Below are 13725 nucleotides of genomic sequence, written 5' to 3' on the forward strand. Positions count from 1 at the left end.
CCGCAATGCGGCGCCGGACACGCTTGAAACCCGTACGTCACAATCGCAAGACCTCCTTTTTTCAAGGCGGGTCTCAAAGGACCGGAACCGGATTCGTGCACCTTCCTCGCCCGTCATTGAAATGGATTCTGGCCGTCGCGATGCTCGCCATCGCCTCGCCGCAAATGGCGCAAGCCGAGGCACTGCTGGTTGTCGAGGCCGATTCCGGCAAGGTGCTGCAGGCCGACAATGCGACGATGCCGTGGTACCCGGCTTCGCTCAGCAAGATGATGACGGCCTATGTGACGCTGAAGGCGGTCAAGGACGGCCGCGTCTCGCTCGACACGCTGCTCACGGTGTCGCCGACCGCGTCGTCGCAGTCGCCCTCGAAGATGGGCTTCCGGCCCGGCACCCAGGTCACCGTCGACAACGCGCTGAAGATGATGCTGGTGAAGTCGGCCAACGACATGGCCGTGGTGCTGGCCGAGGGCATCGGCGGTTCGATCGACGGCTTTGCCGGGATGATGAACCAGACCGCGCAAAGGCTCGGCATGACGCAAACGAGCTACGTCAATCCGAACGGCCTGCCCGCCGACGGCCAGATCACCTCGGCGCGCGACATGGCGATCCTCGCCCGCGCCATCATCCGCGACCTGCCGGAATACGAGTATTTCGTCCACATCCCGTCGATCCGCTTCGGCCGCCGCATCACCCAGAACTTCAACAAGCTGATCGGCCGCTATCCCGGCGCCGACGGCTTCAAGACCGGCTTCATCTGCGCCTCCGGCTATAATCTCGTGGCGTCGGCGACGCGTGACGGCAAGCGGCTGATCGCCGTGGTGCTCGGCGCCTCCTCGGGCCGCATGCGCGCGATCCGCGCCGCGCAGCTCCTGGACCGCGGCTTTGCCAACAATGGGATGGCGTGGCTGCGGCCCTCGCTCGGCACCGTCGACAATCTGGTGCCGATCGATTCCACGCCGCCGAACCTGCGCGAGGAGATGTGCGGTCCCAAGCACAAGCGGCCCGCCAGCGACGAGGACGCAGAAGACACCGTCGCCAGCGCCGGAAGCTCCAGCACCGATGGCGACGGCGGCGTCAGCTTCTTCGCCTCGGGCCTGCAGGCTGCGATGCCGACCAAGCCGGCTGACATGCTGGCGCAGCCGGCCGCGGCCTCCGAGCCGGTCGTGGTTTATACGGGGCCGACCAAGACCGGTGCTGCGTTGATCGCCGCGGTCGAGGCCGACACCGAGAAGATGCAGCCGGTCAAGCGCGCCAAGGGCAAGCACAGCCGCGTCGCGGGCAAGAAGCCCGATGCGGCCGATGACGCGAAGGCAGACACCAAGGGTGCCTCCAAGTCGGACAGCAAGCCGGCGGCGGCCAAGCCCGCGCGTCACGCCAACGCCAAGCCGGATGCCGCAGCTGCGAAGACGGCCGCGGCGGACAAGCCCGCCGCCGCAAAGCCGGCCGGCAAGCCGGCGGCGGCAAAGCCGGCCGCCAAGCCCAAGACTGCGGCCGACAAACCCAAGGCTGCCGACAAGCCGAAAGCCGACGCCAAGCCGGCCGGCTAGCACAGCGCCCGCCCGTCATTTCCGACCGTCATTTTCTCCAATGCGTCGATAACGCGCAGCGGCTTGCCATTGGCCGCGGCATCGCTCAATACTGACTGAAATAACGCGGCCAAAGGTCGGAAAACCCGGAAGCAATCCGGGACATCAGCCAAATTTGAGAGAGGGGATTGACCATCATGGAGCGCATCTGGCTCAAGCATTATCCGGCCGGCGTGCCCGCGGATATCGACGTCACGCAATATTCGTCGCTGGTCGAATTGCTGGAAGAAAGCTTCAAGAAATTCGCCGATCGCAAGGCGTTCATCTGCATGGACAAGGCGATCACCTATCGCGAGCTCGACGAGATGTCGACGGCGCTCGGCGCCTACCTGCAGAGCAAGGGCCTGCAGAAGGGCGCGCGGGTCGCGCTGATGATGCCGAACGTGCTGCAATATCCGATCGCGACCGCCGCCGTGCTCCGCGCCGGCTTTGCCGTGGTCAACGTCAATCCGCTCTACACCCCGCGCGAACTCGAGCACCAGCTCAAGGATTCCGGCGCCGAGGCGATCATCGTGCTGGAGAACTTTGCCACCACCGTGCAGAAGGTGCTTCCCAATACCGCGGTCAAGCACGTGATCGTCGGCAGCATGGGCGACCTGCTCGGCCTCAAGGGCGTGATCGTCAATCTGGTGGTGCGCCGGGTGAAGAAGATGGTGCCGGCCTGGTCGATCCCCGGCGCCGTCGGCTTCAACGAGGCGCTGTCAGCCGGCCGCGCCGCCAAGCTCAACAAACCGACGCTGACGCTCGATGACGTCGCCTTCCTGCAATATACCGGCGGCACCACCGGCGTCTCCAAGGGCGCGACCCTGCTCCACCGCAACATCCTGGCCAACGTGTTGCAGAACGACGCCTGGCTGCAGCCGGCGCTGGCGAAGCCGCCGATCGTCGAACAGATGGTCATCGTCTGCGCGCTGCCGCTCTATCACGTCTTCGCGCTCACCGCCTGCTATCTGCTGGGCATGCGGGCCGGCGGCACCAATCTGCTGATTCCGAATCCGCGCGACATGGCGGGCTTCGTCAAGGAGCTGTCGAAGTACCAGGTCAGCTTCTTCCCGGCGGTCAACACCCTCTACAATGGCCTGCTGAACACGCCCGGATTCGACAAGCTCGACTTCTCCAAGCTGAAGATCGCCAACGGCGGCGGCATGGCGACGCAAAGGCCGGTCGCCGAGAAATGGTTGAAGGTCACGGGCATCTCGTTGTCGGAAGGCTATGGCCTGTCGGAGACGTCGCCGACCCTGACGTGCAATCCTGCCACGATCGAGGAGTTCTCCGGGACGATCGGCCTTCCCGTCCCCTCGACCTGGCTCTCGATCCGCGACGATGACGGCAATGAGTTGCCGATCGGCGAGGCCGGCGAAATCTGCGCCAAGGGCCCGCAGGTGATGGCGGGCTACTGGAACAGGCCGGACGAGACCGCGCGCGTGATGACGGCGGACGGTTATTTCCGCACCGGCGACATCGGCGTGATGGACGAGAAGGGCTACACTAAGATCGTCGATCGCAAGAAGGACATGATCCTGGTCTCCGGCTTCAACGTCTATCCGAACGAGATCGAGGAAGTGATCGCAAGCCACCCGGGCGTGCTCGAATGCGCCGTGATCGGCGTGCCCGACGCGAAGTCCGGCGAAGCGGTGAAGGCCTTCGTGGTCAAGAAGGACCCGAACATCACCGCCGAGGACATCATCAAGTTCAGCGCCACCCAGCTCACCGCCTACAAGGTGCCGAAGCAGATCGAGTTCAGGACCGACCTGCCGAAGACCAATGTCGGCAAGATCCTGCGCCGCGAGTTGCGCGACGAGAAGAAGGCCGCGGCCTAAGGCCTGAGTGGACTGACGTTCGATGTCTGATGCAAGCCTCGCGACGCCGGCTGACGTGCTTGGCTTCTGGCGGAATGCCGGCCGCGACCGCTGGTACAAGCACGACGACGCCTTCGATGCCGAGATCCGCGGCCGCTTCCTTGCCACCTGGCAGAAGGCGGCTGCCGGCGAATTGTCGTCATGGGAGGCGAGCGATGAGGGCGCGCTGGCGCTGACCATCGTGCTCGACCAGTTTCCGCGAAACCTGTTTCGAGGCGACGCCAGGACCTTTTCAAGCGATGCGCTGGCGCGTGAAGTGGCAAGGCGCGCCATCGACCGCGGCGTCGATGCGCGGACCGCCCCCGTGCTGCGCGAATTCCTCTATCTGCCGTTCGAGCATTCGGAGGACCTCGACGACCAGCAGCGCTGCGTGACGCTGTTCCGGCGATATGACTGCCATCCCGACAACCTGAAATACGCCGAGGACCACGCCGACATCATCCGCCGGTTCGGCCGCTTCCCGCACCGCAATCGCATGCTGGGCCGGCAGACCACGGCCGAGGAGCAGGCCTTTCTCGACGCCGGCGGGTTTTCCGGCTGATGACGGAACGGTGACCAGAGCCTTTTCCGTTCCGATTGCATCGGAACGGGGCTCTAGATTCTTGTTTTGACGCGTTTTCTTCACGCGAACCGGTATCCACTTCGCTCGAAAACGCTTTGGCCTCCGGCATTGCCGTTCTTCGGCGAGCCCGTATTGTGCCGTGCTGTAGCCGGGTTTAAGACAGTTCCGCTTCACCGAGGGAGAACAACGATGACGATCAATGTTGGCGACAAGCTGCCGGAGGCCAAGTTTCGCGTGATGACCGCCGAGGGTCCGCAGGTCAAAACCACCGACGACATTTTCAAGGGCAAGAAGGTCGCCCTGTTCGCGGTGCCCGGCGCCTATACCGGCACCTGCCACAAGATGCATCTGCCGAGCATCTTCCTCAACGCCTATGCCATGAAGAACAAGGGCGTCGACACCATCGCGATCGTTTCGGTCAACGACGCCTTCGTGATGAACGCCTGGAAGCGCGACACCGACCAGCGCGACGAAGCCGTCTTCCTCGCCGACGGCAATGCCGACTTCGCCAAGGCGATCGGCATGGAGCTCGACGCCTCAGGCAACGGCCTCGGCATCCGCTCCAAGCGCTACTCGATGCTGGTCGAGGACGGCGTGGTGAAGAAGCTCAACCTCGAGCCCGCCCCGGGCAAGGTCGAGGTTTCCGGCGGCGACACGCTGCTCGGTCAGCTCTAAGCCGACGCTTCTTCCCTTCTCCCCTTGTGGGACTATGCGGTTCTCCACAAGTAATTGAAAGAGCAAGGAAACCCGCACCGGGTGTCTCAATAGTGTCCCCTTCGCAGGGTTCCCTGCGCGTGGGACACGCAGGGACGCGCGCTGGCGGGTTCACGGGGCGGGGCATGTTCTGATGCGCGACGGGGCGAACACGCACCACGGGGCGTCTCTGCGAGGGTTTGGCGTCACTCGCCCTTGTCGAAGATCGCGGTCTCGACGGTCGCTGACATCGCGGCGACCGACGACACGAACTGCTCGGCTACATCGACGCGCGAGCATTGAATGCGCTCGTTCAATCCACTCGCTGATCGAAGATCGATCTCGCCATAGAGACAAATGGGCAACTGCTTGTTGTTGTTAAAGCGCCGGTCGGGGCCTCCTTGGCGGTTCACGTAACGCCATGTTTGGTCCACAACGGTTGCATCTGCGGGCGGCGCTTCCTCCTCGATAAAGCGAGCAGGTCGGAAAGTAGCCTCAACATCGCCGTAGCCAAATCCAGCGACCGCATTGCCGACTGTGACCAGAATGGCATCGGGCGTCAGGTATACCGTTTCTCTACCAACCGGCAGCTTGAGAAAATCCATGTTGGTGGTGACGAGCGGTGGATTGCCGGTCCCAAGGTGGATTTGCTTACGTTCAACTAATTTCGAAGCGCCTGCGTTTCGCTTCCAATCGGCTTCTTGCTTCTCTAGCGGAACATTCCAAACGCGACCGCAACGCGCCAACTCGCCGAACGAGCGGGTTAAAGCCTTAAACCGCTCAGATTGATCCGCCGACAGCTCATAATCGAGGACGACAGTGCTCGACTGGCGTCCATGAACAATGAGCGATCCAAGAATGAGGATCGCTCCTGCAGCAATTATGAATGCGGCTAGGGGTGGAATATCCGTCCCCGAACGGGCGATCGTGACAACAGCGGCCACAAATAGGACCGCGAGAATGCCAATCAGTGTTTTGTACGTTCGCCATCGTGATGCGCAAGCTGCCAATGTCCGCGCGATGTCAGTCGTCGAATTTGCAACCAACTGATCGATAGGTGCGCTGTCGATGACGACAGCACCGTGATCATCCAGAGGCGGTGGCTGTTGGCTATTGGTGACATCTGGTAGCGGAGGCGGCGATCCGGCTGACGAGTAAGGCTGATACGTCGTCCACGAAACTCCCGATCCCGGCACACCAACCGTTGTCCTCGTACCATGTCGTCCAATGGTGTAATGGAGCCCGCGCGGGCCGAGCGACACGCTTGCGCCGCTGCCGCTCAAATTCAGGCGGACGCCGGGAACGATCTTGAAGCTGCGGCGAAATCGAAGGCCCATCGGTCGTTTTGTAAACTCAAGTGAAAGTAGTGGAGTGTCACTTTATCGTGCATAATTTGAACTGCCTCAAGGCTCGGCCGCTACGCGGCCCCAATCAGAAAGCGTGAGGCACAAGCTGCATATGTCACCTTGTCCGACGACCGTCTCGCGCCACGCACCAAAGGCTTGCGATCTGAAGACAAGTTCATCGCCGTCGTCAGCAGCGGTCATGCCCGCGCTCAAGCAGCGATGGCGCGCTTGCCCTGGAGACACTCGCCGATGTCAGCGCTGGGGTCCTCTGAGAGACGTAGGAAACGGGGGGTACGCGCGACCCCGATACGCCTAGATATTTGACCCGGAGAAAATCCAGATTGCGTTGCGGAGGCATCCTCCGCTTTATTGCGCGGGGGCAAATTGGAGGACCGACATGGCGGATCGGGAGAACTTACCGGCCTATGCGGCGCTGCCGGCGAGCGCGCGGCGGGTCTTGGCGGCGATCGAGCGGGCCATCGGCGACGGCGACAGCGCGAGCGTGAGCTACGAGGGCTTCCGGCTCGATCACGGCATCGCGCGCCCGCTGATCTCCAAATCGCTGAAACTGCTCGACCGTCTCGGGCTGATCGAGATTTCGCCAGGACCGCGCCTCCTCAACGTGTTCCGGCTCTCCAACCGCTGGCGCGGGATTGACGCGGCGGAAGCGGCGCGGCTGTTGGAGCTGGCGCGGGTGGTGCGGTCGCATCGCAGGTTCGAGCGGCAGCGCCAGCCGAAGCCGGTGACGCCACCGCCGCAGCGGCCCATAACGGTCGAGCGACCGCGCCTGATGCAGCGGCGGATGCCGTCGTTGCCGGTGATGCCGTGGCAGGATGACGGACGGTAGCGCGCCCCACGCAACTCTGTGTACAATCCCCTCATCGTGGGGGCACCGATCGTGAACTTTAGACGCGGTTTTGTTCGGTTGTGGCTGGCACTGTCGGTTCTGTGGGTGCTGGGCACGTTCGCGTTCTTTGCACTCGCGAACAGCGCGCTGATCCTACCCGAGGCATACGTCATGAAGGACGCTACGTCGGGTTTCTTCAAGCTCGATAACTTCTTCGATCAGTTCGACGCTTCCTTCAAAGCAGCGCACCAGACGATAGAATTTCCAAACAATGTCACACTGTTCGTCGTCAACGGTGTTCCCGACGCCGTCGTGAAGGCCAAGGCCAACGAGTTCTACAAGACCTACTCGGAGCCTCGATCTGGCGAGCTTTGGTCGGCGCGTTTTGACTATTGGATGAAGGTCGCGCTCGCCGCATTCGGCCCGCCTTTTGTCGTGCTGGCGCTTGGTTCCTTGATCGGCTGGATACTCGCGGGCTTCGCGCGAGACTGATCGTTGCGCCGCAATGGAGCGGGACGCCGCGGCCCATCGCCTTGCCCGCCTGATCTCCGTAGTGCCCCGCGCGCCATCCACCCGCAATCTGTAGGGCTTGCCTGCCTCGCGCGGCCCGGCGATCCTCTCTCTCGCATGGGCACCAAAAAATCACGCGCGACCATTCTGCGGCGGGTCAGTCCGGGCGGCGGACGCGAAGATGCAATGACGGAGGCACCGGCTGTCCCCGCAGCAAAGACCGCTGCCGCCTATCATGAAGCCGGACACGCGGTTGCGAGCATGGTTGCTTTCCGTACCGCCAAATTGCCCATGCGCCCGCCGAAACGCATCATCAAGTTTATTGAGATCACCGCCGCAGGCGGGACCGCGTGGGGCGGCTTGTGCTTCGGCCCCGACATCTACGCTATCGAATGGCCAGAAGCGCGCATCGACCCGATCTATCGCGAGGCGATGGAGTGGCAGGTCGTGATCGATCTCGCCGGAGGCATCTCCGAAGCGATCTCCCGTGGGGAGCGCCGCAAGAAAGAGGTCTTCTACTTCGCCACCTTCAACTGCGCTTGCGGCGACGATCTGAAGAGCGCCGCTGCGGTCCTCGCTGATCTGCGCAAGCTCACCGGGCGTCAATACGGCGAGCGACGCTTTGCCGAACGCGCACGCGCCCTCTTGCTGGCGAATTGGGCGGCCGTTGATGCGCTGGTCTCCGCGCTGATCGATGCCGAGCGGATCGAAGGCGATCAGGTCGAGAAAATCGTCCGACCGTTGCTTGTGCATGATGGCGCATGAGAACCGCGCCGAATGGGGTGGGTCGCCGCCGGTTGCCAAATGCCCGCCTCCCTGGGGATAGGTCGCTAAAGTAGTGTGGGAATTCCCTTTCTTGCATTGAGTGCTGACGGGCCCCTGATGTAGACCCGTGTCGGCTGGGAAAAGAAAATGTCCAAAAAGAGGAACATGACCGACGCTGAGGTCGGTCTCGCACGCGCTATGCTCGCGAAGGGCATGAAGAACGATCAGGTTCATTTCTATTTCAATCGCGCTGATCGTTTGATCAGCTCTGGCCGCATCGCGCAGATCAAGGATGGTAGCTACGCCAAGGACGTTCCCGCTGCGAGCGATGACGAGCTTGCGGCGTTCATCGCCAAGTGGGACGCAGATCACGCTGCGATCTATCCCAAGGGGCCGCAGTCGCCGACCGACATCGATTACATCGAAGCACTGTTTGAGAAGCGGAAGGGTGGCTGGTACGTGCGAGCCGGCGAAACGGAGGTAGTCGAGTGTAAGCTGAACTATGCGGTCAGTGGCAAGATCATCAGAGCCATCGCGGGTTTGGCAAACAATAAGGGCGGTCACATCCTGTTCGGTATCAAAGATGGAGCAAATATCGTTGACGGGATGTCGGACGATAAGTTTGAAACGCTCGATCCCGCGATTTTGACCTCGCACTTGGTTAGCTTTCTTGATCCCGTTCCTACGGTTGCCCGCGTTTCGCACACAATCGGAGGCAAGAAAATCGGCGTTCTCCATGTCGAGAAGCACGAGAGAGCCCCGGTCATTGTATTGAAAGGGATGGGGGGCGATCTCCGAGAAGGCTCGATCTATTTCCGATACGCGGGCGAGACACGACAGATCAAGCCAGGAGAACTCAGGGCCATTATTGAGGCGCGTGAAGCTCGCGCGGTCGCCGATTTCAGCAGGAGAATGACCCGCGTTGCTTCCGGCGCTGGCGCGACAATCGATCTCGATACTGGAGAAGTGCTAGGGAGAACCGGTAGCTTCGTCATAGATAAGACGTTGCTTCCTTCAATCCAATTCATTCGTGAGGGCGATTTCTCGCAGGCGAAGGGTGCGCCGACGCTTCGGCTCGTCGGTGACGTGCAGCCGATTTCGGCTGCGGATAGGGAGACCGTCCGCGTCGTGAGAGATGCCATTACGCCTCACGCGATTGTAGAGAATTTCCTTCTTAACAATCGTGTTAGCGATCCGCTGGCCTATCTACACGCGCAAGCCTATTACCCGAGAAAATGGATGCCGATTTGGCACTATGTTCATCAGCTCTCCATGAGCGTCGATGATCTGGTCGAGGACTTGCGTAGCTTGGGCGCTTGCCTGCCCACTAGCCGTGATGCAATTGTTAAGCGGCTGCGAGGGACCCAATCCGCTTTCGCCACTTATACGGGCAAGCCGAAAGCTATGTTGGTCGCATTTCGACCTGGAAAGATCAGCGTTCCCAAAGATGATGCTGATCTTAGCGCATTCGCCTTTGCTCTTCACGGGCTGCCGGATGACTTTGAAAAGATCGCAGAGGTTCCGCCCCTACTGCTTGAATGCCTAAAGCGGGACAAGAAGGAAAAGCTCCGAACCCAGATATATCGAGCAACCTGTCGAGTGGACGAGATCATGCACATTCAAAGGAAGACGAAATAGCGCCCTCAGCATGGGCGAGCGCGCGATGACGACGGCGCTGCTGTCACCGGACCCCGAGAAAGGTGGGCGGGGCAAGAAGGCGGCAAACCCTTTAGAAACTAAAGGGTTTAGCGCGATGCGCCTTTCCCAAGCCCGCACCGTGTTGCACTTCAACCGCGACATCGCGCTGATGGTCCGTGACGGCATCAAGACCCTCGATGCAGCCTTGAAGCAGGTGAAGGTGGCGCAGCAGATCGTCCAGAGCGAGGAACAGTGGCGACTGTGTCACGAGCGACGCGCGATCGGCCGCCGCACAAACAGTCTGGCAACCCGCCATCGCGCATTGCCCGGCGAGAACTCGCCGCTGGCATCATCGCGGATCAACAAATGCCGCCAGCTCGGCTTGTCGCCGACATCGCGCCGGAAATTCACGTAGCACCGCCAGCGCCTGCAGATCGGGCCGCGCCGCTGGATCGCAATCCATGCGGAGAACGTGGGCGACATCAGGTCTCTCCCGCTCCAAGGCTGGCTGCCACGGCGATCCGGCGCTCGCCCGGCTCTCCAGTACTGGCCGCCTCGCCCGACGCATGGGCGGCCGACCCTTGCAGGCGCAAACGGGCGTTGGCGTCGAACGGTTGGTGAGGCACGAAGTGAGGACCTTCGGTGTTCGTTTCCCTGACCGTCCACTTCGCCAGCTCACCGATCTTTCCGCTCATCGCGTTGATGCTGGAACCCCTGTGCCGCATCACGAGGCGCTGCTCGGGATCGCATCCGCGCGCCAGCAGAACTCTCGCCGCGTCGAGCGGCGGCTGACGGCTCGACGGCAAGATCACCGAACCATCGACCAGCGTGGCGACAAACCGGCCATGCCGAGGCTTCTTCTCCTCAACAATGATGGTGATGGCGTCGGCAGCGTCGATCTCGGCAATCTCAATGCGCATGTTCACTCGCGACCTGCGTTCATTGTCACTCACCCGCAAGCCTTGGTGATGTCGGCGAGAGCGAGGGGCGCGCGAACAATGCAGATGTTAGCGGCCCACCAAGGGTTGTGTCCCGCCGCAATTCTCGGCGGTCTCGCGAAGCTGCCGAAGGTTCAAAACGGACACTCCCGCGCGACCACCGAACGAGACCGAAGCGATGCACAGGCAGATGCATCGCTTCCAGTCTCGCTTTCGCCGACTGCCGCACGAAGCCGTCCTGCGAAACCTTGTTGATCATGCCGCCATCGTCCGAAGCTCCACCCCGAGAACGCTCTGGGGCGATGCATCTGGCCGGTGCTCGGCACTGTCACCTGCCGCCTGCGCGCTCCAAATGAGCGCCGCCTCCTGCCGTTCGATCATGAGCCGATCGCGCTCGATCTCGGCGAGCTTCAATTCGCGTTCACGAGCCGACAATGCCTGACCGTCGTCGGCTTCGGCATCGATCATCGCATCGAGCCTCTTGATCACGGCCTCCTTGTGCAGCCAGATCGTGAACGCCAAAGCATGCGTCACCTCGCCCTGAGCACCGCCGATGATAGGTGATCCGTCCTTGGCCATCGCAACCACGCGGGATGTTCACCACGTGCTGCGGCCATGCGAGATCGCCAAAATGCTCGATCAGTCCATCGACGGACGGCGCGCCGCCTGCCGCAATGGCTTCGATCGTTTCGACCATGCGCTGTTTACAAGCGCTCGATGGGAAGCTTGACGAGCGGATGCGATGCGCATCGGCATCGAGTTCGCGCAGCCGGTGCCTCAGCCGCTCGATCGCGTCATGCGGCCGCTCGCTCTTGCGCAAGATTTCGGTTGGCTCGATCGGCGCAACCTCGACCAGTTGCCCGCGCCGTGGCCTGAGAAAATCCTCGCACGCGCGCACGAGCATGGAGGTCTCGCGCGACCGCGCGCCGCGATCCTCCTCCAAAACGCGCAACCGCTCGATCTCGGCATCGAGCTTGTCGATCCTCCGTTGTGCCTCGACAACCTGCGGGTCATTTCCGCTAAGCTCGTGACCGCCGTACATGCGATGCTGTGTCAACTGTCCCATACGCGCCTGCGCTCGCTGCTTCTCAAGCCTCGCTTCCCTGACTTCGTCGCTACACGGCAGAAAGAGCGCTCGCGCGTCCTGCGCGCGCTGACGCAGCGCAACGAGCCGCGCCTTCGTCGCCTCGCTTGGCAGCACATCCAGCGGGTCGCCGATCTCGTGGACCATGAAGCTGGCGGGCGGCGACGAGTTCAATTCAGCAAACGCGGCCTCTGCTTCGGCTTCGCTAACTTTCTTGAACCCGCCGGTGGGTTGGTCAAACATTTGCGGTCGGAGTGCCATGATGTCCTCGCGTTGCGGCTTGTCACCGTGGCAAGTCTGGACGCCCCCGTGGGCCATTTCTAGCTGGTCGGCTTTCTGGCGAGATCGAGCACGCGCCTCAACTGCCGTTCGCCTACGACACGGTCACGGCAACGCAGGATTTGCCAGCACGCCCCGTCGAGCCGTCCGACGCGCTGCGCAGGCATCGCTTGGCTCGTGCGTTCACGCCGCCACGGGCCACAAGCGTAGCGGATTAATGCCTGATGCAGCACGCGCGCCGCAGCGCGCGATGATAGCCCGGCACAATGCCGCGCTGCCGCCTCAATCAACATCTGGTCGCGGATTGCGATGGCATGATGCTCGCGAGGCTCGACCGCCGCGTCAGCGCGCGCCGCGATCGGTTGAGCCAAGTTCCGGATCGTCTCCATCGCCTCACCGCCTGTTCACACCGCGTCGTCGAGGAGGAGGCGGATCGCCCAGCCCTGATCTTCGCCGTCCCAACGGGCGCGGACATGCCCGGTCTCGATCAATTCGCGCATGCCGACCTTCACGCCGCCGATCGTGAGGCCGCCGCACCGCGCCGCGATCTCGACCGCCGTCATCCTGACGCCGTCTCTCGGCACGGCGCGGGCGATGGCATGCGCGACCACGTGACCCTGCGCCCGGACCTCGCGATCGGCGCGGACCTGCCGCAGCCAGGTCGCAGCGCGCTTGATCGTCTCATGACCGATGGTCGCATGCATTTGTTTCCCCATGACTTAGCGTTGCAGCCGTGGCGCGATCAGTGGTTCGAGCTTTCCGTTCGGGACCACGCATCGCAAGGTCCGTTCAACCGCGCGATCTAACGCATCGAGGGGCAGATCAGCCTGCCAACATTCCAGGCATACTGCGGCGGTGCCAACGCTCGTCGGCCGGACAACATCCGGCGTGGACATCAACAAGGCCCCGATGCTCTGCCGGCTCGGGAGCCACTGGGAGCAAATGATGCAGGTGCGCGCTCGTCGCGAGAGATTATCGAGCCAATCGGCAGCGGCGGCTCTCAGCAACGGCGCGCTGGCGAGCCTGCGGTCGCCCGGCTCGACCAAATAGGTCCGCACCGAGTGAGACGCCTTGCGCTTGAAGTCGGCCAGATCGGCCCTGCGCTGGTGACGGCTCATGACGATACCTCGTCCTTGTCGCGAAGGGGCGAGATGTTCGTCACCTCGGCGGCGACACCATGCCTGGGCGCTCCCTTCCACTCGACAACGCACCCGGCCTTCATCATCCCGAACATGCATTCAGCGAGCACCAGAGGGTCGTCGTACTCGATGTAGGTCTCGCCGTATGGCCAGATCGTCCACGCACGGAAGATCGTCTTGCCGGTGCGGCGCTGGCGGCGCGTCTCAACGATAACCCGGTGCTGCCACTTGATCTCAGGGTAGTGGATGCGCGAAGTCGTCATGGTGTCCTTGCTCCGGTTGGTGGTGGTCGCTGTCACGAGAGCTTTCCCGCAACGCGCGTGGCCGCGTCGTACATTCTCTCCAGCGCAACGCGCTCGTAGCGCGGCAATGTCTTGCCAAACCGCACCGAGTAATCGCGCATCAAGGTCGAGCCAAGCCGAAAAATGGCATCGAACATCTCAGGTTCTTGCGCAGTCATGGCTGTGCCTCCTGCTTCT

The 13725-nt window shown here is 62.4% G+C and carries 19 protein-coding genes; 11 read left to right on the forward strand and 8 right to left on the reverse strand.

What is annotated here, in order from left to right:
• The first annotated feature begins 95 nt into the window (after positions 1-95).
• From ACVWZM_RS13045 to ACVWZM_RS13060, 4 genes are all read left to right on the forward strand, one after another.
• Positions 96-1547, forward strand: coding sequence for a D-alanyl-D-alanine carboxypeptidase family protein (locus ACVWZM_RS13045; RefSeq protein ID WP_456853425.1), 1452 nt, complete (start codon positions 96-98; stop codon positions 1545-1547).
• Between the two features lie 176 nt (positions 1548-1723).
• Positions 1724-3406 carry a long-chain-fatty-acid--CoA ligase gene (locus ACVWZM_RS13050; protein WP_456853427.1) on the forward strand — a complete coding sequence of 561 codons (1683 nt, stop codon included), beginning with the start codon at positions 1724-1726 and terminating at the stop codon, positions 3404-3406.
• Positions 3407-3428: 22 nt separating this feature from the next.
• A complete protein-coding gene (locus ACVWZM_RS13055; RefSeq protein WP_456853429.1) occupies positions 3429-3986 on the forward strand; it encodes a DUF924 family protein in 558 nt (185 codons plus the stop codon).
• Positions 3987-4196: 210 nt separating this feature from the next.
• Positions 4197-4682 carry a peroxiredoxin gene (locus tag ACVWZM_RS13060; protein ID WP_018269652.1) on the forward strand — a complete coding sequence of 162 codons (486 nt, stop codon included), beginning with the start codon at positions 4197-4199 and terminating at the stop codon, positions 4680-4682.
• A gap of 224 nt (positions 4683-4906) precedes the next feature.
• On the opposite strand, the gene ACVWZM_RS13065 is transcribed toward ACVWZM_RS13060, so the two are convergent.
• Positions 4907-6037, reverse strand: a complete 1131-nt coding sequence (locus ACVWZM_RS13065) for a DUF4236 domain-containing protein (protein ID WP_456853431.1) — start codon at positions 6035-6037, stop codon at positions 4907-4909.
• Between the two features lie 406 nt (positions 6038-6443).
• Here ACVWZM_RS13065 and ACVWZM_RS13070 point away from each other — a divergent pair, with 406 nt between their 5' ends.
• The 5 genes from ACVWZM_RS13070 to ACVWZM_RS13090 all read left to right on the forward strand — a co-directional run bounded on the left by ACVWZM_RS13070 (position 6444) and on the right by ACVWZM_RS13090 (position 10221).
• Positions 6444-6893: a hypothetical protein gene (locus tag ACVWZM_RS13070; RefSeq protein ID WP_456853433.1), complete on the forward strand. Its 450-nt coding sequence runs from the start codon at positions 6444-6446 to the stop codon at positions 6891-6893.
• Between the two features lie 51 nt (positions 6894-6944).
• Positions 6945-7385 (forward strand): hypothetical protein, encoded by a 441-nt coding sequence (locus ACVWZM_RS13075; RefSeq protein WP_456853435.1) that lies wholly within the window; start codon positions 6945-6947, stop codon positions 7383-7385.
• Between the two features lie 135 nt (positions 7386-7520).
• The gene (locus ACVWZM_RS13080) at positions 7521-8168 is read left to right on the forward strand and encodes a hypothetical protein (RefSeq protein ID WP_456853437.1); all 648 of its coding nucleotides are present in this window, start codon (positions 7521-7523) and stop codon (positions 8166-8168) included.
• Positions 8169-8315: 147 nt separating this feature from the next.
• Positions 8316-9806, forward strand: a complete 1491-nt coding sequence (locus ACVWZM_RS13085; protein ID WP_456853439.1) for an AlbA family DNA-binding domain-containing protein — start codon at positions 8316-8318, stop codon at positions 9804-9806.
• A 25-nt stretch (positions 9807-9831) separates the two neighbouring features.
• The gene (locus ACVWZM_RS13090; RefSeq protein WP_456853441.1) at positions 9832-10221 is read left to right on the forward strand and encodes a hypothetical protein; all 390 of its coding nucleotides are present in this window, start codon (positions 9832-9834) and stop codon (positions 10219-10221) included.
• A gap of 67 nt (positions 10222-10288) precedes the next feature.
• On the opposite strand, the gene ACVWZM_RS13095 is transcribed toward ACVWZM_RS13090, so the two are convergent.
• Together ACVWZM_RS13095 and ACVWZM_RS13100 are read right to left on the reverse strand one after the other, a co-directional pair.
• Entirely contained in the window at positions 10289-10726 is a 438-nt protein-coding gene (locus tag ACVWZM_RS13095; protein ID WP_456853443.1) for a hypothetical protein, read from the reverse strand.
• A gap of 273 nt (positions 10727-10999) precedes the next feature.
• Positions 11000-11323: a hypothetical protein gene (locus ACVWZM_RS13100; RefSeq protein ID WP_456853445.1), complete on the reverse strand. Its 324-nt coding sequence runs from the start codon at positions 11321-11323 to the stop codon at positions 11000-11002.
• Between ACVWZM_RS13100 and ACVWZM_RS13105 the strand changes: the two genes are divergently transcribed.
• Both ACVWZM_RS13105 and ACVWZM_RS13110 read left to right on the forward strand, forming a co-directional pair.
• Positions 11316-11474, forward strand: a complete 159-nt coding sequence (locus ACVWZM_RS13105) for a hypothetical protein (protein ID WP_456853447.1) — start codon at positions 11316-11318, stop codon at positions 11472-11474. The two genes, ACVWZM_RS13100 and ACVWZM_RS13105, sit on opposite strands and share 8 nt — an antisense overlap.
• A 12-nt stretch (positions 11475-11486) precedes the next feature.
• The gene (locus ACVWZM_RS13110; RefSeq protein ID WP_456853449.1) at positions 11487-12152 is read left to right on the forward strand and encodes a hypothetical protein; all 666 of its coding nucleotides are present in this window, start codon (positions 11487-11489) and stop codon (positions 12150-12152) included.
• Here the strand turns inward: ACVWZM_RS13110 and ACVWZM_RS13115 are convergent.
• From ACVWZM_RS13115 to ACVWZM_RS13135, 5 genes are read right to left on the reverse strand one after another with little or no spacing between them, the layout of a single operon-like run.
• Positions 12149-12496 (reverse strand): hypothetical protein, encoded by a 348-nt coding sequence (locus ACVWZM_RS13115; RefSeq protein WP_456853451.1) that lies wholly within the window; start codon positions 12494-12496, stop codon positions 12149-12151. The genes ACVWZM_RS13110 and ACVWZM_RS13115 overlap by 4 nt on opposite strands.
• A 15-nt stretch (positions 12497-12511) precedes the next feature.
• Positions 12512-12811 carry a hypothetical protein gene (locus tag ACVWZM_RS13120; protein ID WP_456853453.1) on the reverse strand — a complete coding sequence of 100 codons (300 nt, stop codon included), beginning with the start codon at positions 12809-12811 and terminating at the stop codon, positions 12512-12514.
• 15 nt (positions 12812-12826) lie between these two features.
• Positions 12827-13225 carry a hypothetical protein gene (locus ACVWZM_RS13125; RefSeq protein WP_456853455.1) on the reverse strand — a complete coding sequence of 133 codons (399 nt, stop codon included), beginning with the start codon at positions 13223-13225 and terminating at the stop codon, positions 12827-12829.
• A complete protein-coding gene (locus ACVWZM_RS13130; protein ID WP_456853457.1) occupies positions 13222-13545 on the reverse strand; it encodes a hypothetical protein in 324 nt (107 codons plus the stop codon). The genes ACVWZM_RS13125 and ACVWZM_RS13130 overlap by 4 nt, the downstream gene beginning before the upstream one ends.
• Positions 13542-13706 carry a hypothetical protein gene (locus ACVWZM_RS13135; protein ID WP_456853459.1) on the reverse strand — a complete coding sequence of 55 codons (165 nt, stop codon included), beginning with the start codon at positions 13704-13706 and terminating at the stop codon, positions 13542-13544. Before ACVWZM_RS13135 ends, ACVWZM_RS13130 begins: the two co-directional genes overlap by 4 nt.
• Between the last annotated feature and the right edge of the window lie 19 nt (positions 13707-13725).

Source organism: Bradyrhizobium sp. USDA 4501, assembly GCF_054062115.1.

Coding starts and splice junctions, on each gene's coding strand:
- ACVWZM_RS13050 (WP_456853427.1), top strand. CDS start 1,724: ATGGAGCGCATCTGGCTCAAGCATTATCCGGCCGGCGTGCCCGCGGAT.
- ACVWZM_RS13055 (WP_456853429.1), top strand. CDS start 3,429: ATGTCTGATGCAAGCCTCGCGACGCCGGCTGACGTGCTTGGCTTCTGG.
- ACVWZM_RS13060 (WP_018269652.1), top strand. CDS start 4,197: ATGACGATCAATGTTGGCGACAAGCTGCCGGAGGCCAAGTTTCGCGTG.
- ACVWZM_RS13065 (WP_456853431.1), bottom strand. CDS start 6,037: ATGGGCCTTCGATTTCGCCGCAGCTTCAAGATCGTTCCCGGCGTCCGC.
- ACVWZM_RS13070 (WP_456853433.1), top strand. CDS start 6,444: ATGGCGGATCGGGAGAACTTACCGGCCTATGCGGCGCTGCCGGCGAGC.
- ACVWZM_RS13080 (WP_456853437.1), top strand. CDS start 7,521: ATGGGCACCAAAAAATCACGCGCGACCATTCTGCGGCGGGTCAGTCCG.
- ACVWZM_RS13085 (WP_456853439.1), top strand. CDS start 8,316: ATGTCCAAAAAGAGGAACATGACCGACGCTGAGGTCGGTCTCGCACGC.
- ACVWZM_RS13090 (WP_456853441.1), top strand. CDS start 9,832: ATGACGACGGCGCTGCTGTCACCGGACCCCGAGAAAGGTGGGCGGGGC.
- ACVWZM_RS13095 (WP_456853443.1), bottom strand. CDS start 10,726: ATGCGCATTGAGATTGCCGAGATCGACGCTGCCGACGCCATCACCATC.
- ACVWZM_RS13100 (WP_456853445.1), bottom strand. CDS start 11,323: ATGGCCAAGGACGGATCACCTATCATCGGCGGTGCTCAGGGCGAGGTG.
- ACVWZM_RS13110 (WP_456853449.1), top strand. CDS start 11,487: ATGCGCATCGGCATCGAGTTCGCGCAGCCGGTGCCTCAGCCGCTCGAT.
- ACVWZM_RS13115 (WP_456853451.1), bottom strand. CDS start 12,496: ATGGAGACGATCCGGAACTTGGCTCAACCGATCGCGGCGCGCGCTGAC.
- ACVWZM_RS13120 (WP_456853453.1), bottom strand. CDS start 12,811: ATGCATGCGACCATCGGTCATGAGACGATCAAGCGCGCTGCGACCTGG.
- ACVWZM_RS13125 (WP_456853455.1), bottom strand. CDS start 13,225: ATGAGCCGTCACCAGCGCAGGGCCGATCTGGCCGACTTCAAGCGCAAG.
- ACVWZM_RS13135 (WP_456853459.1), bottom strand. CDS start 13,706: ATGACTGCGCAAGAACCTGAGATGTTCGATGCCATTTTTCGGCTTGGC.